At 67.5% G+C, this 20,346-nt stretch carries 23 protein-coding genes; 18 read left to right on the top strand and 5 right to left on the bottom strand.

The features are described 5' to 3' along the window. Nucleotides 1–69 precede the first annotated feature (69 nt). From NJQ98_RS08640 to NJQ98_RS08595, 10 genes are all read left to right on the top strand, one after another. On the top strand, nucleotides 70–1,302 hold the full coding sequence (locus NJQ98_RS08640) for a LeuA family protein (RefSeq protein WP_262178780.1): 1,233 nt from the start codon (nucleotides 70–72) through the stop codon (nucleotides 1,300–1,302). 333 nt (nucleotides 1,303–1,635) lie between these two features. After that, on the top strand, nucleotides 1,636–3,399 hold the full coding sequence (gene ilvB, locus NJQ98_RS08635; RefSeq protein WP_262177870.1) for a biosynthetic-type acetolactate synthase large subunit: 1,764 nt from the start codon (nucleotides 1,636–1,638) through the stop codon (nucleotides 3,397–3,399). Then, nucleotides 3,399–3,998, top strand: a complete 600-nt coding sequence (gene ilvN, locus NJQ98_RS08630) for an acetolactate synthase small subunit (RefSeq protein WP_348533557.1) — start codon at nucleotides 3,399–3,401, stop codon at nucleotides 3,996–3,998. Before ilvB ends, ilvN begins: the two co-directional genes overlap by 1 nt. Continuing rightward, on the top strand, nucleotides 3,991–5,016 hold the full coding sequence (gene ilvC, locus NJQ98_RS08625) for a ketol-acid reductoisomerase (protein ID WP_262177868.1): 1,026 nt from the start codon (nucleotides 3,991–3,993) through the stop codon (nucleotides 5,014–5,016). Before ilvN ends, ilvC begins: the two co-directional genes overlap by 8 nt. A gap of 99 nt (nucleotides 5,017–5,115) precedes the next feature. Continuing rightward, nucleotides 5,116–6,537 (top strand): 3-isopropylmalate dehydratase large subunit, encoded by a 1,422-nt coding sequence (gene leuC / locus NJQ98_RS08620; RefSeq protein WP_262177866.1) that lies wholly within the window; start codon nucleotides 5,116–5,118, stop codon nucleotides 6,535–6,537. Next, entirely contained in the window at nucleotides 6,534–7,178 is a 645-nt protein-coding gene (gene leuD / locus NJQ98_RS08615) for a 3-isopropylmalate dehydratase small subunit (RefSeq protein ID WP_262177864.1), read from the top strand. Before leuC ends, leuD begins: the two co-directional genes overlap by 4 nt. A 262-nt stretch (nucleotides 7,179–7,440) precedes the next feature. Beyond that, entirely contained in the window at nucleotides 7,441–8,085 is a 645-nt protein-coding gene (locus NJQ98_RS08610) for a hypothetical protein (protein ID WP_262177862.1), read from the top strand. Nucleotides 8,086–8,134: 49 nt separating this feature from the next. Further along, nucleotides 8,135–9,118: an isocitrate/isopropylmalate dehydrogenase family protein gene (locus NJQ98_RS08605; RefSeq protein WP_262177860.1), complete on the top strand. Its 984-nt coding sequence runs from the start codon at nucleotides 8,135–8,137 to the stop codon at nucleotides 9,116–9,118. An 88-nt stretch (nucleotides 9,119–9,206) separates the two neighbouring features. After that, on the top strand, nucleotides 9,207–9,965 hold the full coding sequence (gene glpR / locus NJQ98_RS08600) for an HTH-type transcriptional regulator GlpR (protein ID WP_262177859.1): 759 nt from the start codon (nucleotides 9,207–9,209) through the stop codon (nucleotides 9,963–9,965). 129 nt (nucleotides 9,966–10,094) lie between these two features. Beyond that, complete coding sequence (locus NJQ98_RS08595; RefSeq protein WP_262177857.1) at nucleotides 10,095–10,502, top strand: type IV pilin N-terminal domain-containing protein; 408 nt, start codon at nucleotides 10,095–10,097, stop codon at nucleotides 10,500–10,502. Nucleotides 10,503–10,508: 6 nt separating this feature from the next. Here NJQ98_RS08595 and NJQ98_RS08590 read toward each other — a convergent pair whose 3' ends face one another. Beyond that, on the bottom strand, nucleotides 10,509–11,585 hold the full coding sequence (locus NJQ98_RS08590) for a DoxX family protein (protein ID WP_262177855.1): 1,077 nt from the start codon (nucleotides 11,583–11,585) through the stop codon (nucleotides 10,509–10,511). 40 nt (nucleotides 11,586–11,625) lie between these two features. Further along, a complete protein-coding gene (locus NJQ98_RS08585) occupies nucleotides 11,626–12,561 on the bottom strand; it encodes a DUF502 domain-containing protein (protein ID WP_262177853.1) in 936 nt (311 codons plus the stop codon). Nucleotides 12,562–12,650: 89 nt separating this feature from the next. Here NJQ98_RS08585 and NJQ98_RS08580 point away from each other — a divergent pair, with 89 nt between their 5' ends. From NJQ98_RS08580 to NJQ98_RS08565, 4 genes are all read left to right on the top strand, one after another. After that, a complete protein-coding gene (locus NJQ98_RS08580; protein ID WP_262177852.1) occupies nucleotides 12,651–13,130 on the top strand; it encodes a GNAT family N-acetyltransferase in 480 nt (159 codons plus the stop codon). Nucleotides 13,131–13,249: 119 nt separating this feature from the next. Next, a complete protein-coding gene (gene priS, locus NJQ98_RS08575) occupies nucleotides 13,250–14,443 on the top strand; it encodes a DNA primase small subunit PriS (RefSeq protein WP_262177851.1) in 1,194 nt (397 codons plus the stop codon). Next, nucleotides 14,440–15,351 carry a hypothetical protein gene (locus NJQ98_RS08570; protein ID WP_262177850.1) on the top strand — a complete coding sequence of 304 codons (912 nt, stop codon included), beginning with the start codon at nucleotides 14,440–14,442 and terminating at the stop codon, nucleotides 15,349–15,351. The genes priS and NJQ98_RS08570 overlap by 4 nt, the downstream gene beginning before the upstream one ends. A gap of 100 nt (nucleotides 15,352–15,451) precedes the next feature. Continuing rightward, nucleotides 15,452–15,937, top strand: a complete 486-nt coding sequence (locus tag NJQ98_RS08565; RefSeq protein ID WP_262177849.1) for a TspO/MBR family protein — start codon at nucleotides 15,452–15,454, stop codon at nucleotides 15,935–15,937. Nucleotides 15,938–15,942: 5 nt separating this feature from the next. Here NJQ98_RS08565 and NJQ98_RS08560 read toward each other — a convergent pair whose 3' ends face one another. Then, entirely contained in the window at nucleotides 15,943–17,058 is a 1,116-nt protein-coding gene (locus NJQ98_RS08560) for a S1C family serine protease (RefSeq protein WP_262177847.1), read from the bottom strand. 83 nt (nucleotides 17,059–17,141) lie between these two features. On the opposite strand from NJQ98_RS08560, the gene NJQ98_RS08555 reads away from it, so the two are divergent. After that, complete coding sequence (locus NJQ98_RS08555) at nucleotides 17,142–17,405, top strand: hypothetical protein (protein ID WP_262177845.1); 264 nt, start codon at nucleotides 17,142–17,144, stop codon at nucleotides 17,403–17,405. Between the two features lie 64 nt (nucleotides 17,406–17,469). Beyond that, nucleotides 17,470–18,180, top strand: a complete 711-nt coding sequence (locus NJQ98_RS08550; protein ID WP_262177843.1) for a metal-dependent hydrolase — start codon at nucleotides 17,470–17,472, stop codon at nucleotides 18,178–18,180. Here NJQ98_RS08550 and NJQ98_RS08545 read toward each other — a convergent pair whose 3' ends face one another. Beyond that, nucleotides 18,181–19,071 carry an NAD(P)-dependent oxidoreductase gene (locus NJQ98_RS08545; RefSeq protein WP_262177841.1) on the bottom strand — a complete coding sequence of 297 codons (891 nt, stop codon included), beginning with the start codon at nucleotides 19,069–19,071 and terminating at the stop codon, nucleotides 18,181–18,183. It lies immediately after the preceding gene. Nucleotides 19,072–19,158: 87 nt separating this feature from the next. On the opposite strand from NJQ98_RS08545, the gene NJQ98_RS08540 reads away from it, so the two are divergent. Both NJQ98_RS08540 and NJQ98_RS08535 read left to right on the top strand, forming a co-directional pair. Further along, nucleotides 19,159–19,554: an OsmC family protein gene (locus tag NJQ98_RS08540; RefSeq protein ID WP_262177839.1), complete on the top strand. Its 396-nt coding sequence runs from the start codon at nucleotides 19,159–19,161 to the stop codon at nucleotides 19,552–19,554. A gap of 100 nt (nucleotides 19,555–19,654) precedes the next feature. After that, a complete protein-coding gene (locus tag NJQ98_RS08535; protein WP_262177838.1) occupies nucleotides 19,655–20,098 on the top strand; it encodes a DUF5799 family protein in 444 nt (147 codons plus the stop codon). A 45-nt stretch (nucleotides 20,099–20,143) separates the two neighbouring features. Here NJQ98_RS08535 and NJQ98_RS08530 read toward each other — a convergent pair whose 3' ends face one another. After that, nucleotides 20,144–20,293: a DUF7557 family protein gene (locus NJQ98_RS08530; protein WP_262177836.1), complete on the bottom strand. Its 150-nt coding sequence runs from the start codon at nucleotides 20,291–20,293 to the stop codon at nucleotides 20,144–20,146. Nucleotides 20,294–20,346: the final 53 nt, after the last annotated feature.

Raw genomic sequence — 20,346 nt, 5'->3', positions numbered from 1 at the left:
CCACCCGAACCGCGATAGCTGTCGACCGGCCGCTCCGATGAACAACTATAAGTATCGGAAGGGTCCAGTATCACCTGCTTATGTCCAACAACGAGGGCACGTCGGGATCTCCGGCGGATCGAGTTCTTCCAGGGCACACTGGATTCCACGTCTGAGATTACAGACGCACGCATTTTCGACACCACGCTGCGCGACGGTGAGCAGTCACCACGCACGTCGTTCAACTACGAGGACAAACGCGAGATAGCGGCTGTACTCGACGAGATGGGGACCCACGTCATCGAGGCCGGGTTCCCCGTCAACTCCGACGCGGAGTTCGAGGCGGTCCGCGACATCGCTGAGTCCACTCACGTGACGACGTGCGGGCTGGCGCGCGTGGTCGAGAAGGATATCGAGGCGGCCCTGGACTCGGGTGTGGACATGGTCCACACCTTCGTCTCGACGTCCGACGTACAGTTACAAGACTCCATGCACGCCACCCGTCAGGAGGCGCTGGACTCGGCCGTCGAGTCCGTCGAGCGCATCACGGAGGCGGGCGCCGAGTGCATGTTCTCGCCGATGGACGCCACCCGGACCTCGGAGGAGTTCCTCATCGAGGTCATCGAGGCGACATCGGACGCGGGGGCCGACTGGATCAACATCCCCGACACCTGCGGGGTCGCCACGCCCCGTAGGTTCTACGACCTCATCGAAATCGTCGACGCGCATACGGACGCGCGCATCGACGTTCACACCCACGACGACTTCGGCTTCGCCTCCGCGAACGCCATCTCCGGCTTCGAGGCGGGCGCGAGCCAGTCGCAGGTGTCGGTCAACGGCATCGGCGAGCGGGCGGGCAACGCGGCCTACGAGGAGGTCGTGATGGCGCTGGAATCGCTCTACGACGTGAACACGGGCATCGACACGACCCGTATCACGGAGCTGTCGCGGCTGGTCGAGGAGAAGTCGGACATCCCGGTGCCGGCCAACAAGCCCATCGTCGGGCGCAACGCCTTCTCCCACGAGAGCGGCATCCACGCGGCGGGCGTCATCGAGAACTCCGACACGTTCGAGCCCGGCGTCATGACACCCGAGATGGTCGGGGCCGAGCGCGAGCTGGTGCTTGGCAAACACACCGGCGCCCACTCGGTCCGCGAGCGCCTGGTCGATGCGGGCTACGACCCGACCGACGCCGAAGTGCGGGAGGTGACCCGACGCGTCAAGGAGTTCGGCGCGGAGAAACAGCAGGTCACCATGAGCGAACTCGAACGGTTCGCCACGGAGGTCGGCGTCGACGAGGAGAGCGAGGAGGTCCGGGCGTAGGCCCATGACCTCTGGTTCGGTCGCCGCGACGAGCCGACAGCCACGCCCACTCCGCGCCGTATCCGGCGTTCGCCACGAGCTATCACAGAACGTTTATTACCTGTCGCGGACAGTCTCAGGGTACGATGACGGCGCACACTGGCACTCCGGACCGGCCGACCGCCAGCGGTGCGCTTCTTCTCCGCCATGTCGGTATTGTAGGGGCGGTATAGCCCCACATCACCCACTTCCGTCACGGCCCGTACCGACTATCGACCACCGACCAGACACCCCAGCTATGCACACAGCACACACACGACGTTCGTACCGACAGCACACAACCGGAGGGAACTTATGAGCGAGCACGCACCGCCAGCGGAAGACGACACCGCGGACGAACAGTCCGCCGACGCCGAACAGGCCCCGGTCACCACCGGGGCCCAGTCCGTCGTCCGGGCGCTGGAAAACGCCGGCGCGGAGTACATCTTCGGCGTCCAGGGCGGGGCCATCATGCCCGTCTACGACGCGCTGTACGACTCCGACCTCAACCACGTGACGATGGCCCACGAGCAGGGGGCCTCCCACGCCGCCGACGCCTTCGGCATCGTCTCGGGCAAGCCCGGCGTCTGCTTTGCGACCTCGGGCCCGGGCGCGACGAACCTCGTCACGGGCATCGCCGACGCCAACATGGACTCGGACCCGATGATAGCCCTGACCGGGCAGGTCCCGACGGAGTTCGTCGGCAACGACGCCTTCCAGGAGACCGACACGGTGGGTATCACCCAGCCGGTCACCAAGGAGAGCTACTTCGCGTCCGATTCGGACACCGTCGGCGACGACGTCGGCGAGGCCTTCGCGCTGGCCGACGCCGGCCGACAGGGGCCGACCCTCGTTGACCTCCCGAAGGACATCACGCAGGGCGAGACCGACGTCGAACCCGGTGAGGCGACGACGCCGGATACCTACGAGGTTCAGGAGGAGGCCGACGACGAAGACGTCCAGGAGGCCGCCGAAGCACTCGCGGCCGCCGACCGGCCCGTCATCCTCTCCGGCGGCGGCGTCATCAAGGCCGACGCCTCGTCGGCGCTCCGGGAGTTCGCCACGGAGTACGAGATTCCGGTCATCACGACGATGCCCGGTATCGGGAGCTTCCCCGAGGACCACGAACTCTCGCTTGAGTGGGCCGGCATGCACGGCACCGGCTACGCCAACATGGCCATCTCGAACACCGACTGCCTGCTGGCTATCGGGACCCGCTTCGACGACCGGCTGACCGGCGGCGTCGACTCCTTCGCCCCGGACGCGGAGGTCATCCACGTCGACATCGACCCCGCCGAAATCTCGAAGAACATCTACGCGGACTACCCGCTCATCGGCGACGCGCGGGAGGTCCTGCGACAGCTGTTCGACGCCATGCCCCGGGCACCCGACGCCGACGAGTGGCGCGAGCAGTGCCAGACCTGGAAGTCGGAGTACCCGATGACCTACGACACGCCCGACGACGAGCCGCTCAAGCCCCAGTACGTCGTCGAGACGTTCTCCGATGTGACGCCGGACGACACCATCGTCTGTACCGGCGTCGGCCAGCACCAGATGTGGGCCTCCCAGTTCTGGGAGTACACCGAGCCCCGCACCTGGGTCTCCTCGCACGGCCTCGGGACGATGGGCTACGGCGTCCCCGCCGCCATCGGCGCGAAACTGGCCGCCCCGGACCAGGAGGTCGTCTGCTTCGACGGCGACGGCTCGTTCCTGATGACGGTCCAGGGCCTCTCGGTCGCGGTCCGCGAGCAACTGGACATCACCTACGTCGTCCTGAACAACGAGGCGGTCGGGATGGTCCGCCAGTGGCAGGACGGCTTCTACGAGGGCCGGCGGATGGCCTCCGAGTACCCGTGGATTCCGCAGTTCGACAAGCTCGCGGAGGCCTTCGGGGCCCGCGGGTTCCGGCTGGAAGCACAGGAGAACGTCGAGGAGACGATTCAGGCAGCCCGCGAGTACGACGGCCCGAGCGTCATCGACGCCCACATCGACCCCGGGGAGAACGTCTTCCCGATGGTCCCGAGCGGCGGTGACAACGGGAAGTTCGCACTGAAGGAAGACCATCTGGAGGAACTCTAATGACTGGTGGAATGCCCGGCCCATCGCCACACGACCGGATGCAGCCGGAGGGGCGACGGAACTCACAGGGTATCCGAATCGACCCCGAGGCGGAAGCGACTCACGAACCGCGCCAGGCCGTGCTGTCGGCGCTGGTCAAACACAAGCCCGGCGTGCTGTCGGAGGTCTCGGCGCTGTTCTCCCGGCGGCAGTTCAACATCGAAAGCCTCACCGTGGGGCCGACGGTCGATGCGGACACGGCCCGGATGACAATCCTCATCGAGGAGCCCGAACCCGGCATCGACCAGGCGAAAAAGCAGCTGCGGAAGCTGGTTCCGGTCATCGAGGTGACGGAGCTGGACCCGACAGCGCTCCGCCGGGAGCTCGCGCTCATCAAGGTCGGTGGGGAGAAACCCGACGACGTCAACGCCGTGGCGGAGATGTACGACGGCCAGGCCGTCGACGCCTCCACGGAGTCGGTGACAGTCGAAATCACGGGTAGCAAGCAGAAAATCGACGCTGCCGTCGAGGCGTTCAAACAGTTCGACGTGCAGGAAGTCGTGCGGACGGGGGCCGCCGCGCTGGAACGAGGCCCCAGGACACTGAACAAACATGACTGACGAACTCGACACAACAGTCTACTACGACGACGACGCCGACGTATCGCACGTAACCGACGAGACGGTAGCCGTCCTGGGCTACGGTTCCCAGGGCCACGCCCACGCGCTGAACCTCCACGACTCCGGTGTCGACGTCATCGTCGGCCTCCGCAAGGGGTCGTCCTCGCGCGAGGACGCCAAGGCCTCGGGGCTGACGGTCAAGACGCCCGACGCGGCGGCCGCGGAGGCCGACCGCGTCGTCATGCTGGTCCCCGACACCGTCCAGCCGGCGGTGTACGAGGCCATCTCGGACGGGCTGGAACCCGGCGACACGCTGCAGTTCGCCCACGGGTTCAACATCCACTACGGCCAGATAGAGCCCCAGGAGGGCGTCGACGTGACGATGGTCGCCCCCAAGTCCCCCGGCCACCTCGTGCGCCGCACCTACGACCGCGGCGAGGGGACCCCGGGACTCATCGCGGTGTACCAGGACGCCAGCGGCGAGGCGAAGGAGGGCGCGCTCTCCTACGCCAAGGCCATCGGCTGCACCCGCGCGGGCGTCATCGAGACGACGTTCCAGGAAGAGGTCGAGACGGACCTCTTCGGCGAGCAGGCCGTCCTCTGTGGCGGCGTCACGGAGATGGTGAAGGTCGGCTTCGAGACGCTCGTCGACGCGGGCTACTCCCCGGAGATGGCCTACTTCGAGTGTCTCAACGAGCTGAAGCTCATCGTGGACCTGATGTACGAGGGTGGCCACATGGAGATGTGGAACTCAGTCTCCGACACCGCCGAGTACGGCGGCCTCACCCGCGGCGAGGAAGTCATCAACCGCGAGGGGATGGAGAAGATACTCGAAGAGGTCCAGAACGGCGAGTTCGCCCGCGAGTGGATCACCGAGAACCAGGCCAACCGGCCCAGCTACAAGCAGTACCGGCAGGCCGAACAGGACCACGAGATAGAACAGGTCGGCGCCGAACTGCGTTCGCTGTTCTCGTGGGACGACGAGCAAGAAGAGACGGAAGTGCCGGCCGACGACTGAGAGTATGACTGAACAGATGAACGACCTCGACCACGAGTCGACGGACGATGGCGGCGACCGCGCCTCCGAGCGTGGCATCGAAGGACGGAATGAGACAGTATGAGTGAGAATACGCTGTACGACAAGGTATGGGACCAGCACAAAGTGACGACGCTGCCGAACGGGCAGGACCAGCTGTTCGTCGGGCTCCACCTCATCCACGAGGTCACCAGCCCGCAGGCGTTCGGGATGCTCCAGGAGCGGGGCCTCGACGTCGCCCGTCCTGACCTGACTCACGCCACCGTTGACCACATCGTCCCAACGGCGAACCAGGACCGGCCCTACTCCGACGACGCCGCAGAGCGGATGATGGCCGAACTCGAGGAGAACGTACACGACGCGGGCATCCAGTTCTCCGACCCGACGACGGGCGACCAGGGTATCGTCCACGTCATCGGTCCGGAGAAGGGTATCACCCAGCCCGGCAAGACCATCGTCTGTGGCGACAGCCACACCTCCACGCACGGCGCGTTCGGCGCGCTGGCGTTCGGTATCGGGACCAGCCAGATCCGCGACGTGCTGGCCACCCAGACCATCGCGATGGAGAAACAGAAGGTCCGCAAAATCGAGGTCAACGGCGAGCTCGGCGAGGGGGTCGAAGCGAAAGATATCATCCTCGAAATCATCCGCCGGCTGGGGACCGAAGGCGGCGTCGGCTACGTCTACGAGTACGCCGGCGAGGCCATCGAGAACCTCGATATGGAAGGCCGCATGTCCATCTGTAACATGTCTATCGAGGGCGGCGCTCGCGCGGGCTACGTCAACCCCGACGAGACCACCTACGAGTGGCTCGAACAGACCGACTACTTCCAGGAGCACCCCGAGAAGTTCGACGAACTCAAACCGTACTGGGAGTCCATCCGCAGCGACGAGGACGCCGAGTACGACGACGTCGTCGAAATCGACGCCTCGGAGCTGGACCCGGTCGTCACGTGGGGGACCACGCCCGGCCAGGGTATCGGCATCCACGACCCGATTCCGGCCCCCGAGGAACTGGCCGAGGACAAGCAGGACACCGCCCGGCGCGCCCAGAAGCACATGCGCGTCGAGCCCGGCGAGTCCATGGAGGGGTACGACATCGACGTCGCCTTCCTGGGCTCCTGTACCAACGCCCGACTGCCGGACCTGCGCCGCGCCGCACGCATCGTGAAGGGGCGACAGGTCGCCGACGACGTCCGCGCGATGGTCGTCCCCGGCAGCCAGCGCGTCCAGGAAGCCGCTCGCAAAGAGGGGCTGAAGGACATCTTCGAGGAGGCCGGCTTCGAGTGGCGAAACGCCGGCTGTTCGATGTGTCTGGGTATGAACGAGGACCAGCTACAGGGCGACGAGGCCTGTGCCAGTTCCTCGAACCGGAACTTCGTCGGTCGCCAAGGGAGCAAGGACGGCCGCACCGTCCTGATGAACCCGCGGATGGTGGCCGCCGCAGCCATCACCGGTGAAGTGTCTGACGTGCGCGACTTGGAGGAGGTGGCCTTAGCATGAGCGACGCGACCGAGGACATTCCGGAGGTCGACTACGTCGAGGGTACCGGCGTTCCCATCCGCGGGAACGACATCGACACCGACCAGATAATCCCGGCGCGGTTCATGAAGGTCGTTACCTTCGACGGACTGGGCGAGTTCGCCTTCTTCGACCTGCGCTTCGACGACGAGGACAACCCCAAGGACCACCCGCTGAACGAGGACCGGTTCCAGGACGCGAACATCATGGTGGTCAACAACAACTTCGGCTGTGGCTCCTCCCGGGAGCACGCTCCCCAGGCGCTGATGCGGTGGGGCATCGACGCCATCATCGGCGAAGGGTTCGCCGAGATTTTCGCGGGCAACTGCCTCGCGCTCGGCATCCCGACGCTGACGGCCGACCACGAGACCATCAACGCGCTCCAGCAGTGGGTCGACGACAACCCGAGCGGTGACATCGAGGTCGACGTGGACGCCGAGACGGTCCGCTACGGCGGCAACGAGATCAGCGTCTCCGTCGACAACGCCCAGCGGCAGGCCCTCGTCGAGGGCATCTGGGACACGACGGCGCTGATGAAGGCCAACCGGAACGCTATCGAGGAGACCGCCTCGAAGCTTCCGTACCTGGACCGGACGCGGTCGGACATCGAAGCGGACGATTAACGACACGGACCGTTTCTCGTGTCCGTAACGTCCCGGTTCCCGGCCGGGTACCGCTGAGCCGGTTCACCGCTGCGGCGTAGGCAGTTGCTTCACAGTGGCGGGGGGATAGAGCGAGGTCGTACCTGTCACCTTTTACATCGCGAGCTTACGTGACCGTAGTACGCGTCAGCGGCGGTAGCGCCCGGGAAGCGACGGTTATCAGCGTCGACTTATCCGCCGGTAAGCAGGTGCTAACTTTCCCACTCGACTCGCCAGAGACGGTATGACCACCATCGACTCCGGCGAGCGCTCGTCGCTCGCGGGCGTTCGCGTGACGGGACAGACGCTTCTGATGGTCGGGTTCACGCTCGTCGAGACGCTCGCTCTGGGGCTCTGGCTGACGCTCGTCCAGGGTGAGCCGCTCATCTCGGCGGCCTCCGCCGTCGGGTTCGGCGTCCTCAGCCTGGGGCTGGTACTCAAACACGCCCTCGCCGACGCGGCGGTCAACGGGCTCTCGGTCTCGGCACTGCCCGGACGACAGATTCTCGGGGTAAGTGTCGCCGAGGCGCTGCTGTGGGCGCTGTGGCTCGGCGTCGCGGAGCGACTGGGCGGGGTCGACGGCATCCTCGTCGCCGGGGGGCTGTTCGCGGTGTTGCTGGTCCCCCAGCACACCATCGAGGACAACGTCGTGCGCGGGGTCGGCCCCTTCGCGTCGGTCGTCGATATCGGGACAGTCGGGGCGAGCGTCGTCGAGGCGGTCGGTGCGACGGTGTGGCTGCTGCTGGCCTTCGAGAGCGGCCAGTTCAGCGGGCTCCTCTCGGCGCTCGGGCTCGCCGGGGTCGACCCCGCGGCCGTCGGGCTAGCGGCGCTTTCGGTGGTTTTGCTCATCGAGCACGACATCGGCGTCGCGCTGGCGAGAGCGGGGTAGCCCGCGACGAACCGAACCACTTTCACCGGACGCCCGCCTCTCGGCGCACATGACACACGAGATTGCGGTCGTCCCCGGCGACGGTATCGGCCAGGAGGTCACGCCCGCTGCCGTCGACGTGCTAGAGGCGGTAGAGACAGTCGATTTCGAGTTCGTCTACGGCGACGCGGGCGACGCCGTCAAAGCCGAGACCGGCGAGGCGCTCCCACAGGAGACGCGTGACATCGCCGCCGACGCCGACGCGACGCTGTTCGGCGCGGCCGGCGAGACGGCCGCCGACGTCATCCTCCCGCTGCGGGAGGTCGTCGGCTCCTTCGCTAACGTCCGCCCGGCCCGCTCGTACCCCGGCCTAGACGCCGTCCAGCCCGACACGGACATCGTCTTCATCCGCGAAAACACCGAGGGCGTCTACTCGGGCATCGAGAGCGAGATAACCGACGGCGTGCGGACGCTGACCCGCGTCGTCACCGAGGACGCCTCGGAGAAGATAGCCGAGTTCGGCTTCGACTACGCGAAACGGAACGGCTACGACGACGTGACCATCGCCCACAAGGCAAACGTCATGCGCGAGACGGACGGGCTCTTCCTCGATACGGCCAGCGCCGTGGGCGAGGACCGCGACGCCGACTACGACACCGCGCTGATGGACGCGCTGGCGATGCACCTCGTGATGACCCCGGAGAACTACGATGTCATCATCTGCCCGAACCTCGCCGGGGACGTGCTCTCGGACCTCGCTGCCGGGCTCGTCGGCGGGCTCGGACTCCTGCCGTCGGCCAACGTCGGCGAGGACAACGCCCTGTTCGAGCCGGTCCACGGGTCGGCTCCGGACATCGCCGGCGAGGGCGTCGCGAACCCATCGGCGATGGTGCTCTCGGCCGCCATGCTGCTCGACCACCTCGGCTACGACGACGAGGGCGACCAGGTCCGGGCCGCCGTCGAATCCGTGCTCGAATCCGGGCCGAAGACGCCCGACCTGGGCGGGGACGCCGGAACCGAGGCGGTCACTGAGGCTATCGTGGACGAACTGTAGCCGGCCACCTCTTTGCCGCGGCACATCGCGCAGAAACACGCAGAACCGGACGGAACTGCTAAGTCCGGCGCGGTCCAAGCCGGCGTAGATGCTCCCCGCCGAGCGCAAGCGCACTATCGTTCAACTGGTGACCGAACAGGACGGCTGTTCGGTCGCGACGCTGGCCGAGGAACTCGAGTTCTCGAAAGCGACCATCCGCCGCGACCTCCAGGACCTGGAGGCGGAGGGCCGCATCGAGCGGTCCCACGGCGGCGCCGTCCCCGTCTCGTCGGTGGGCCGCGAGCGGTCCTACGACAAGCGGGAGGTCGACCGACTCGAAGTCAAAGAGGCTATCGCGGCCCGGGCGAGCGAGGAGATACGCGACGGCCACGTCGTGTGTTTCGACGCCGGGACGACCACGATGGAGGTCGCGCGGGCCGCACCGGACGACGGCTACGTCGGAGTGTCGAACATGCCCGAAATCGCCCTGGAGCTTGCCGACACCGACGTCGACGTGAAGCTGACCGGCGGGACCGTCCGGTCGCGCAGTCACGCCTGCGTCGGGCCGGCCGCCGAATCCTTCCTCGACCAGCGCCACTTCGACATCCTCTTTCTCGGGACCAACGGCGTCACGGCCGACACGGGGCTGTCGACCCCGGACGAGGACGAGGCGGCAGTCAAGCGGGCGATGGTGGCCAACGCCAGGCGCGTCGTGCTGGTGGCCGACAGCTCGAAGTTCGGCGAGCGCAGCTTCGTCACCGTCGCCGAGCCGGCGGCTATCGACCTGTTCGTCACCGACGAGCCACTCCCCGGTGAACTCGCCGACGCGTTCGCCGACACCGACGTAGTCGTCACGAGAAGCGAGTGACGAGGTGGCGGGCGACGCCGTCGACGCGCCCGTCTGACCGGCTCGCGCTGAACGACAGCTGGCCGAACAGCCTTATGGTCGTGTACATACGAGTGGGTACCGATGGGACCGCGTACTGGAGACCGCGCGATGTCGGAATCTATCGGCATCGGGCTGCTCGTGGGCATGACGGTCATCGTGACTGCGGTGGTCGGCATCAACGTCCTGGTCGTCGGCGAGGACAGCGGGGGCGGGCCCCCGCAGGCGAACTTCACCTACGACTACGCCGAGGACAACGGGCTCTTGCTGGTGACACACAGCCGGGGCGACCCGATACCGGCCGGTCGTCTCGAGTTCGAGGGGCCCCGGGGAGAAGCGAAGGCGAACTGGTCAGAGCTAGCGGGCGTGAACCGGACTGAACCGGTCGAACAGGGGGATATCGTCCAGATCGGCGAGGACAACGCCTACGGCAGGCGCGTGCGGTCCACCGACACGGTCACCGTGTATTACAACGAGAGCGGTAACCGGACGGAACTCGACCGGTGGCCGGGCGCCTGAGCCGTCTCAGTCGGCCGGGACGACGGACTCGTCTTCCCCGACCGCGGGGCGGCCGAACCAGCGGTCGAAAGAGAGCGGGCCGGCGCCGAGCGTGAACACGGCCGAAGCCATCCCGAACAGCGCGACGTGGGCCAGCACCGGGTCGTCCGGCAGGCCAAACAGCGTCACCGTGAACAGGACGAACGAGGTAGCGGCCGCGCCACGGATGAAAAAGCCCGCGATGAGCGCAACGCCGACGGCTATCTCCGTGACGCCGGCGCCGACGACCCACAGCCCCGGGTCGACGGGGACCACAGCGGTGAGGTTGTACTTTTCGACGACGGCCAGCCCGCTACTTGGCTGGGCCAGCTTCTGGATGAGACCTAGATAGATGAAGGAGACCCCCATCCCGACGCGGAGTATCACAGGCACGTACGGCCGGAGCGGCCGGGTCCGCTCGTCCAGATAGGATTTGAGATGGTGGACCGGGTCGATTCGGCCGTAGAGGCTCCCGTCGGTGCTCGCGACCTCCAGTAGCATGTCGTCGGCGCTGGGGCGGCCGCCGCCGAGGACGAACAGCGCCAGGAAGATGGGGACGTACTCGACGGCGAGGAACACGCCGGGCTCGGTCGCGAGCGCCCAGCCGTAGGTCACCAACCCGACCGTCGCGGCGATGCGGGTCGCCAGCCCGAACAGAATGGCAAAGCCCAGACCGATAAAGAGGACCCTGAGCAACGGGTTCGCGCCGAGGTTGAAGGTGACCGTCGGGGCAAACAGGTACCCCTCGAAGCCGGCGCCGATGAGCGGCAGGCCGACAGCGAGTCTGAGCATCCACGGGACCAGGTCGGCGTAGCTCGCCAGTTTCTCCCGCAGGACGACGATGTCGGTGACGGTCGGCCTGACCCAGAGGTAGGCCGCGATACCGACGGTGACTGCGAGCCCGCTGACGAGGAACACCCCCGCGTTGAACGGGTCCGATAGCACGTCGGTGGTGAAGGCCACGGGGTCCAGCGTCTCGGCCCCCGAGTCCGTCACGTAGTCGACGTGGGCCCGTACCGGCCGCCCGACGAGCGAGACCAGGCCGGCAATTACTACCCCGATCATGGCTTAAAACTCATACGTCCCTACTGGGGGAGGGAGCTACCTAACCCTGTTCCTCCTCGGCGGGTTCGATATCTTCGGGTGTGCTCGTCTCCGAGCCGACAGTGTCCCCATCGCCCTGTCTTGCGACCGCCGCCGGTGTGTCGGCGTGCTGGGCGTCGATGTCGTCGCTGTATGCGGCCTCGCGGTCGCGGCCGGCGTTCGGCGGCGTCGGCTGTGTCCCGGCGTCGGGGTGATACTGGCTCTGGGGCGGGTAGCTGAACTCGGTTCCTCGGGCGTCGGTACCGAGAACCGCGTGCTCGTCGGTCTCGCCGACGGCCACACCGCTGGTGACGATGGAGCGCAGCCCCTCCTCGACGGTCATGTCCACGTCGTAGACCTTGCTCGTCGGGACGTGGACGACGTGGCCACCCATCACCGGGTTCGGCGCCATCGGCATGAACAGCGTCACCATCTCGTCGTTGCCGGTCGCCCGCTCGATCGTCTCCGGCGTGCTCGCAGTGACGAAGGCGACGGTGTAGGAATCCGGCGTGGGGTGTTCGACCAGGACGACCTCCTGGAAGCTCTGCGTATCGCTGTCTAAGAGCATCTTACTCATCTCGTCGAAGCTGGTGTAGATAGACCCCACCCCCGGAATGCGCTCCATCGTGGCGTCGAACACCGACTCGATACGACCCGTCCCGGGGTGTCGCTCCGCGACGAAGCCGATACAGAGGACACTGACGAAGAGGACGATCACGGCGACCAGTTTGACCAGGGCGGCCGGCGTCTCGGACGCCACCAGCCGCGAGCCGCTCAGCTGGAAGGCGAAGGTGACGACGGGGTCGAGGACGTTCGAGAGGGCGTTCACGACGAACCCGATGACCAGCAGCGTCACGAACAGCGGAATCGTCAGTGCGACCCCGGTCACCAGGGCCTGTCTCGCCGTCGCCCTCACCGACGGCGTCGGGATGTGGTCCGTCTCGCGCGTGTCTGCCATGCGAGCGTAGACGACAGGGAGTGCCAAAAGCGCCTCGGCGAGACAGCGGGCGGTGGAATTATGGTTACGCCAGTCATACCTACTCCCCAGTGAGCGTCAATATCGAGACACGGGTCGTCGACCGGGGCAGCGACGACTACGTCGACGAAGCGTGGCAGCTCAAGGAGGACATTCGCCGGTCCGAAGGTGTGCTCCGCCAGCGGCGCGGCTTCTTCCGAAGCGCCTACCGGCGCTCGACGGTCTACCTGTACATCGACCGCGCGACCGACGCGCTCGTGGGCTTTGCCGCTGTCCGCCGTGACGGGTACATCCTCTTTCTCGCCGTCGACGCCGACTATCGGGGCCACGGGTTCGGCAAGCGCCTCGTCGCCCGCGTCAGCGAGGACTACGGCTCCGTCACCTGCCACGCCCGCGCGACGAACGAGGAGGCACTGCATTTCTACCAGCACATCGGCTTCGAGATCAGGCGGCGCATCGACAACTACTACGAGGACGGCGGCGACGCCTTCTATCTGAAGCTCGGCGACGATTCGATTACGGAGAAGCTCTCGCAGTTCCTCCGGGGGTAGGTGTCCCCGTGTTCCGGCGGTCGGAACGGTCGCTACCGGTCCGCGCTCCCATCGACGGCCCTCCGTCGCCGGACCCGAGACGAGAACCCTTTTGAACCGCTCTGTCCAACGACTGTCCGATGGACGAGCGGACCCGCGAGTACCTGCGCGGTCGCTTCGGTGACCACTACCGACGGTCGTCGATAACGCCGCCGCCGGCCGCGAACGAACGCGAGTGGGGCTTCATCCCGTGGACGGAGGGCCCCGGTGAGACGATGGTCCGCCACCGGTCGCTGCTCGACCTGGGCAATATCGAGGACTTCCTGGCGCGCAAGAAGCCCCGCCACGTCTACTTCTCGGCGGGGCGCTACGACGACCCCAGCGCCTCGACGATGGGCGAGAAGGGGTGGCGGGACTCGGACCTGGTCTTCGACCTGGACGCCGACCACCTCCCGTCGGTCGTGCTGGGCGAGGACAGCTACGGGGAGATGCTCGAAAAGTGCAAGGCGGCGCTGATGCGCCTGCTGGATTTCCTGGACGACGACTTCGGCTTCGAGGAGACGACGGTCGTGTTCTCTGGGGGCCGGGGATACCACGTCCACGTCCGCGACGAGCGGATTCGCGGGCTGGAACGGGACGCCCGCCGCGAAATCGTCGACTACGTTCGGGGCATCGGCCTGGAGTTCGACGAGCTGGTCGAGGTCGAGACGGTTGCGGGCACGTCCGGCCGCTCCAGCCCGGCAGACAAGCGGACCCTGCCGACCGACGGCGGCTGGGGCGGGCGCGCCCACCGGCATATCCTCGACCAGTTCGACGAGTGGCTCGCGATGGACGAGGAAGACGCCGTCGAGGCGCTCCAGCGGTACGACCGCATCGGCGAGGGGAAGGCCACGGCCGCGCTCAACGCCGCCCGGACGAACTACGAGGCCCTCGAAGCGGGCAACATCGACGTCCACTCGGCGGTGTACCAGATCGCCCGGACACTCGCCCAGGAGGTCGTCGCCGCGGACAACGCGCCGATAGACGAGCCGGTGACGACCGACACCAACCGGCTCATCAGGCTGCCCGGGTCGCTCCACGGCGGTAGCGGGCTCGAAGTCAAGCGGCTGGAACGGGGGGAGCTGGCCGATTTCGACCCCCTGTCCGACGCCGTGCCAGAGACGTTCACCGGCCACGAGATAGCCGTGGAAGTGACGGAGGGCGGGCTGGTCGAGCTGGACACCGAGCGACACGCCGGGGATAGTTTTACAGTGGAGGCGGGTCATCAGACAGTACCAGAGCACGTCGGCGTGTTCCTCATGGCACGCGGGCGCGCACGGAAGGCACAGGAATGAAACTCGACGAACTCCAGTCGGTCCAGTCCCGCGAGCGCCAGACCGACCAGCTCCAGCAGCTGCGCGCGACGTTTTACGAGGAGGCCGGCCAGTTCGTCGCCCAGCTCCGGGAGGAGCGGGACCGCGCCGCAGAGCGTGCCGACGACCCCTTCGACTCGCCGGAGGTCAACCGCCTCACGGACGACATCAAGACGGCCGAACAGACCGTCGAGGCCATCTACGAGCGCCGAGTCGGGAAGATAGTCAAGATGGCGTCGCTGGCGGCCGCCGACATGCCGACGGAGGACGGCGGGCTCACACAGGAGGAGCGGGAGCTGTTCGAGACGATGGTCGAGGCCATCGAGGGGAACCGCCAGCACGTCCTCGACGTCATCGCCGGCGAGTCGCCGGCGGGCGCGGTCGGCGACGGGTCGTCCGCGGACGAACCTACGACGGCGTCGGACGAAGCCACACGCTCGACCCCGACCGAGACGACACCCGACGCGGGCGACCCGTCCGCCGGGGACCCGTCGCCGGCGGGGGGCGAGCCGGCCGTCGACGCCGCAGACATCATGGGCGGCGGCGACGGCTCCGGCGCGGAGCCCTCGGAACGCGACCCGTCGGCCGCCGACGCCCCGACGGACGAAACGCCGACGAGCGAGCCGACCGACGGCGCCGCGGCGTCGCCGGACCGACCGACCGAGGAGGCCCACTCGATAGTCGACGACGACCAGGGACCCGCGGCGGACGAGGCCGAGCCGGAGTCCCAGCACCTCGACCGCAAGACCGTCCGTATCACCGACGACGTGGGCGAGATATTCGGCGTCGACCAGCGCTCCTACGACCTCTCGACGGACGACGTGGTGACGCTGCCGGCCGACAACGCCGACCCGCTCGTCGAGCGCGACGCCGCCGAACCGCTGGAGTGAGCGCGCCGCGAGGACAGTTCTCCCGTCGCCCGGAGGGTTGCACGCGTCGGCTGTGAGTAACAGGCATAGATATTCCCGACGAGCGGTGCAACACCACGGTATGACGACCGCCGTGTCACTCGCTCGCGACGACCTCCCGGGCATCCTCGCCGCCGTCGCCCTCGTCAACCTCGTCGGGAGCGCGCCGGCCGCGCTCGGCGGTCCCGGGTCGGACTGGTTTCAATCGCTCGCAAAGCCCGCCATCTACCCGCCGCCGTGGCTGTTCGGCGTCGTCTGGCCGGTGCTGTTCTCGCTGCTCGGTGTGGCGCTGTATCTCGTCTGGCGGACGGACCACCCCGGCCGTCGCCTCGCACTCGGTCTGTTCGGCGCACAGATGGCGTTCAACGTCGCCTGGACGCCGGTCTTCTTCCGGGCCCAGAACCTCGCGCTGGCGCTCGCCGTCATTGTCGGTCTCCTCGCGCTGGCGGGGCCGACCGCGGTCGCGTTCGGCCGCATCGAGCGGACGGCGGGGCTGTTGATGGTGCCCTATCTGCTGTGGGTGGCCTTCGCCGCGGTGTTGAACTACCGCTTTCTCGCGCTCAACTGACCCGTTCAGGGGGGTGGCCGTGTACCCAGGGTGAGCTCGACCGTCTCGGTGGTCCCGTCACGCTGGACCGTCACTGCCATCGTATCGCCGGGACTGGTCTCCAGCGCGAGATAGGTGGCCAGGTCCTGCCGGGTCGGTGTCGGGGTGTCGTCGAGGGCGCGGACGACATCGCCGCCGACGCCGACCTCGGTGCCGTTGACCGTCGCGGTGCCAGTGCTGCCCTGCAACACCCCGACCGCGGGGCCACCCTGGACGACGGAGTTGATGTAGACGCCCGAGGCCCGCCGGAGGTCGTTGGCCTCGGCGATGAGCGGCGAGACCGTCGAGAGCCCGACGCCCATGTACGGGTGGTCGTAGGACCCGTCGGCGACGAGGGCCGGAATCACCCGCTGGGCGAGCTGTGCGGAGATGGCGAAGCCGACGTTGTCGCCCCCGCCGGAGTTGATGACGCCGAGCACGTCGCCGTCGAGGTCGACCAGCGGGCCGCCGCTGTTGCCGGGATTGACCGCCGCGTCGGTCTGGATGCCGGCGGCGATGGAGAAGTTGTTCGCCCCGCGGAGCGCCCGGTCGACGCCGCTGACGATGCCCTCCGAGACCGAGCCCGTGAGCCCGAACGGGTTGCCGATGGCGACGACGCGGGTCCCGATAGGCGGCCGGGCGCCGACCCAGGACAGCGGCTCGGTCGAATCCGGGACCGTGCCGGCGTCGATGACGGCGAGGTCGCTGTAGACGTCCGTGCCGGCGACGGAGACCTCCCGCCAGTCGGTGTCGGCGTACCGGACGTAGATGGTGTCGCCGGCGCTGACGACGTGTTCGTTGGTGACGATGTGGCGCCCGTCGATGAGGAAGCCGCTGCCGGACGCGGGCCGGCCGCTCCCCGAGTAGACCTGAATCGAGACCACCGCGTCCGCCACCTCGTCGTACACGTCGGTGTAGATGCCGCCGCCGTCGCCGGCGTCTCCCCCAGTCGGCGCCTCGGCCGTCGGGGTCCGCGGCGTCTCCGCCGTGTCGTCGCTGGACTGGTCGGCGGTGGTCAGGAGCGACTGACAGCCCGCTGTGCCGGTCACGCCGACGCCGACCGCGGCCAGCAACCGCCGACGTGACAGGGCGTCGGAATTCATACCCCGCCGTACGGTGAGCGGGGGAATAAAGGCACGGCCGGCACGGCAACAACCGCTAAGTAGCGCCCTCCCGAACCCCGTGTATGGCTGGGGACACGTCCGGCGATTCGCTCCCGTCACCGGGGTTCATCCTTCCGGGTATCCGGACCGCGGTAGAGATGGCGCTCGTCGCGACGATAATCGGGCTGTTCGGCCTGCCGACAGAGGAGCCGCTGGTGCTCGGGGTCGTGATTCTCGCGGCGATGGTCGGGATGGTCGTGGTGCTCTTCTGGGGGCTGAACCGGCACATGCGCCGCTGGATTCGGTACGCGCAGGGCAAACCCACGACGCTCGGGATGTTCGATTAACCGCGCGCCGGAGCCGCGTCGGTACAGCCGTTAAGTGGCAGGGCCGAGTAGTGAGTCGCGAATCATGGAGCTAACCTGGTACGGCCACTCGACCTGGCACGTCACTGTCGACGACACGGACCTCCTCATCGACCCGTTCTTCGGCAACCCCAAGACCGACACCGACCCGGAGGAACTGGACCCCGACTACGTCCTGTTGACCCACGGCCACGCCGACCACATCGGCGACGTGGACCGCTACAAGGGGACGACGGTCGTGGCGACACCGGAGCTCGTCGAGTACTGCGAGGACAACTTCGGCGTCCAGGATACCATCGGGATGAATCTCGGGGGCACCGTCGAACTCGACGACGCCTTCGTCACGATGCACCGGTCGGACCACTCTAACGGCATCGAGACGAGCTACGGCGCCACCGGCGGGATGCCCGCCGGCTACGTCGTCTCGGACACCAAGCCCACGCAGGTCAGCGACGCCGAGTCGACGGCGTTCTACCACGCCGGCGACACCGGGCTGATGACCGAGATGCGCGAGGTCATCGGGCCGTATCTCGAACCCGACGCCGCGGCGCTGCCGGCCGGCGACCACTTCACGATGGGACCGATGCAGGCGGCCATCGCCGCCGACTGGCTCGACGTCGACTACGCCTTCCCGATGCACTACGACACGATGCCGGTCATCGAAATCGACACCGACGACTTCGTCCGCGAGGTGAAAGCGACCGGGAGCGGCGTCGAACCGGTCGTCCTCGAGGGCGACGAGACGTTCGAGCTGTAACTACTCTTCGCGGGCCTCGACGCCCGCCGTCTCCTCCATCGGTTTTATCACCGCTGTCATGTCCTCGTTCCCGTAGCCGCGGGCCCGGGCGGCGCTGAATGACTCGCGGGCGGCCGCCGTCTGCGAGAGCGGGGCACCGACCTCGCCCGCGCGGTCCAGCGCCAGCGAGAGGTCCTTGAACTGGTAGTCGACCGGGAAGCGCGGGGCGAAGTCCCCGTCGGCGACGGTCCCGCCCTTGATATCGAAGAGGGGGCAGTCGAGCGCGCCGTTTGCCACGACGGTCCGCATCGCTTCGACGTCCAGCCCGTTGGCCCGCCCGAAGACGAGCGCCTCGGCGAAAGCGGCCATCGCGTCGCCCAGGAGGAGGTTGATGAACAGCTTCATGTTCGTCCCCTGGCCGACCTCGCCGCAGTGGACCACGGGCTCACACATCGCCTCCAGAATCGGCCGCACCTCCTCGACAGTGCCCTCGTCGCCGCCGGCCAGGCCGACGAGCGTCCCGTCTTCCGCGGGCCCAACGGTCCCGGAGACCGGCGCGTCGACGAACCGCGCGCCGGCCTCGGTGACGAGGTCGGCGGCTGCCATCGTCTCCGCGTAGCCGATGGTGCTCATCTGGACCACGACGGTGTCCTCGTCGAGGCCCGCCAGGACCCCGCGGTCGCGTTCGAGCAGTTCGGCCACGGCGTCGCCGTCGCTGACGATGCAACAGACCACGTCGGCCCGCTCGGTGAGGTGTTTGGGCGAGTCGGCGACCGAGACGCCCGCCTCCGCGAAGGGCTGTTCGCGGTCTGTCGTCCGGTTGTAGACGACGAGGTCGAAGCCCGCCTCGTCGAGGTTCCACGCCATCGGTGCACCCATCGCGCCGAGTCCGATGAATCCGACTGTCGGCATGTGCCCGCCTTCGGCCGGCTGGGGTTTGAAACTCCCGAGACCGTATCGGGCACTGTTTTGCCGGTGGCGTGAGAGTGGCCGAACGCAATGGCAGACATCGAAGTCGAGAGCACGTGCGAGGAAGGGTACACAGTCGAGAGCGTCATCAACGGCGAGTGGGAACTCATCGTCGACGCCCTCTCGGAGGACGGCCCCTCGCCCAACGAGGTCCTGGCGGCCGACTACGCCTCCTGTTACATCCCGGCGCTGCGCGTCGCCGCGGGGAAGTACAACTACGACGACATCGGCGAGGTCGAAGTCGAGGTCGCCGCCGACCTCGACGAGGACGACGACCTGGAGAGCATCGCCTTCGAGGTGTCGGTCGAGGAGTCGCTGGGCGACGAGGAACAGGACATCGTCGAACTCGCGGAGGACATCTGTCACGTCCACTCCGCGCTGACCGAGGAGCTCCACGCCGACATCGACATCGAGTCCGGCGTCTAGGCCGTCCCGACGGCGCTGGTCGGCCATGTGGCCGGCGACATGGGCCCGTATATCATGGCCGGTCGGAAACGCTCATCCGTGCGGCCCTCGATACACCGGTATGACCGACGACGATTGGACCGGCCGCATCGCCGGCGAACGAATGACAGTCGACAAGCAGTTCACCGACCGAGTCGAGGCCTCGTCCTTTTCCAGCCAGCAGTGGGGCCTCGTGATGACGGCCGTCGAGTTCGATATCGAGGGGCCCGAGGACCCCGAAACGGCCACGCTCGTCGCAGACACGTCGAAGCTCCCGTCGATAATGCCGGAGCTCGACAAGGTCGACCAGGGCGGGCCGATGGGCGGTTCCGGCCCGAGCGACGACGGCGGCTCCGGCGGCCTGCTCGACGGCGTGAAGTCGGCGCTGGGACTCGGCGGCGGGAGCGGCGACGGCGACCGCACCGAGGAAGCCGAACAGCTCGCACAGGCCTACGCCGACGAGTTACAGGAGGAGCTACAGGCGAACGGGCGCTGGGGGAGCGTCTGCGAACAGGCCGACGGCTGAGACGCCTGCCCAGGTCGGGCGCCGACGTCTGCCTGTTTCGGCCGCTCAGTACTCGTCGCCGCCGTGGAACAGCGTCAGCTCCTCGGCCTCGTAGATGTTGATGAGTTCGGTGACGAGTTGGTCGTAGGACTCGTCTTCCTGTCGGAGGCCGTCGAGGCGCCGCACCGTCTCCTCGTCGAGTTCTACTGTCGGCATGGGGGGACGTTCGCCCCCCAGCCACATAACGCCGGTGGGCCGGGCAGAAACGA

This window comes from Haloarcula laminariae (assembly GCF_025457605.1).
GTDB lineage: Archaea > Halobacteriota > Halobacteria > Halobacteriales > Haloarculaceae > Haloarcula > Haloarcula laminariae.
This window is presented reverse-complemented; position numbering and strand designations above follow the sequence as displayed.

Excerpts from the sequence above, each read along its gene's own strand:
- leuD (WP_262177864.1), top strand. The coding sequence starts at position 6,534 with ATGAGCGACGCGACCGAGGACATTCCGGAGGTCGACTACGTCGAGGGT.
- NJQ98_RS08565 (WP_262177849.1), top strand. The coding sequence starts at position 15,452 with ATGACGACCGCCGTGTCACTCGCTCGCGACGACCTCCCGGGCATCCTC.
- NJQ98_RS08535 (WP_262177838.1), top strand. The coding sequence starts at position 19,655 with ATGACCGACGACGATTGGACCGGCCGCATCGCCGGCGAACGAATGACA.
- NJQ98_RS08540 (WP_262177839.1), top strand. The coding sequence starts at position 19,159 with ATGGCAGACATCGAAGTCGAGAGCACGTGCGAGGAAGGGTACACAGTC.
- NJQ98_RS08605 (WP_262177860.1), top strand. The coding sequence starts at position 8,135 with ATGACACACGAGATTGCGGTCGTCCCCGGCGACGGTATCGGCCAGGAG.
- ilvC (WP_262177868.1), top strand. The coding sequence starts at position 3,991 with ATGACTGACGAACTCGACACAACAGTCTACTACGACGACGACGCCGAC.
- leuC (WP_262177866.1), top strand. The coding sequence starts at position 5,116 with ATGAGTGAGAATACGCTGTACGACAAGGTATGGGACCAGCACAAAGTG.
- NJQ98_RS08585 (WP_262177853.1), bottom strand. The coding sequence starts at position 12,561 with ATGGCAGACACGCGCGAGACGGACCACATCCCGACGCCGTCGGTGAGG.
- NJQ98_RS08595 (WP_262177857.1), top strand. The coding sequence starts at position 10,095 with ATGTCGGAATCTATCGGCATCGGGCTGCTCGTGGGCATGACGGTCATC.
- glpR (WP_262177859.1), top strand. The coding sequence starts at position 9,207 with ATGCTCCCCGCCGAGCGCAAGCGCACTATCGTTCAACTGGTGACCGAA.
- NJQ98_RS08570 (WP_262177850.1), top strand. The coding sequence starts at position 14,440 with ATGAAACTCGACGAACTCCAGTCGGTCCAGTCCCGCGAGCGCCAGACC.
- ilvB (WP_262177870.1), top strand. The coding sequence starts at position 1,636 with ATGAGCGAGCACGCACCGCCAGCGGAAGACGACACCGCGGACGAACAG.
- ilvN (WP_348533557.1), top strand. The coding sequence starts at position 3,399 with ATGACTGGTGGAATGCCCGGCCCATCGCCACACGACCGGATGCAGCCG.
- NJQ98_RS08560 (WP_262177847.1), bottom strand. The coding sequence starts at position 17,058 with ATGAATTCCGACGCCCTGTCACGTCGGCGGTTGCTGGCCGCGGTCGGC.
- NJQ98_RS08545 (WP_262177841.1), bottom strand. The coding sequence starts at position 19,071 with ATGCCGACAGTCGGATTCATCGGACTCGGCGCGATGGGTGCACCGATG.
- NJQ98_RS08590 (WP_262177855.1), bottom strand. The coding sequence starts at position 11,585 with ATGATCGGGGTAGTAATTGCCGGCCTGGTCTCGCTCGTCGGGCGGCCG.
- NJQ98_RS08555 (WP_262177845.1), top strand. The coding sequence starts at position 17,142 with ATGGCTGGGGACACGTCCGGCGATTCGCTCCCGTCACCGGGGTTCATC.
- NJQ98_RS08610 (WP_262177862.1), top strand. The coding sequence starts at position 7,441 with ATGACCACCATCGACTCCGGCGAGCGCTCGTCGCTCGCGGGCGTTCGC.
- NJQ98_RS08530 (WP_262177836.1), bottom strand. The coding sequence starts at position 20,293 with ATGCCGACAGTAGAACTCGACGAGGAGACGGTGCGGCGCCTCGACGGC.
- NJQ98_RS08550 (WP_262177843.1), top strand. The coding sequence starts at position 17,470 with ATGGAGCTAACCTGGTACGGCCACTCGACCTGGCACGTCACTGTCGAC.
- priS (WP_262177851.1), top strand. The coding sequence starts at position 13,250 with ATGGACGAGCGGACCCGCGAGTACCTGCGCGGTCGCTTCGGTGACCAC.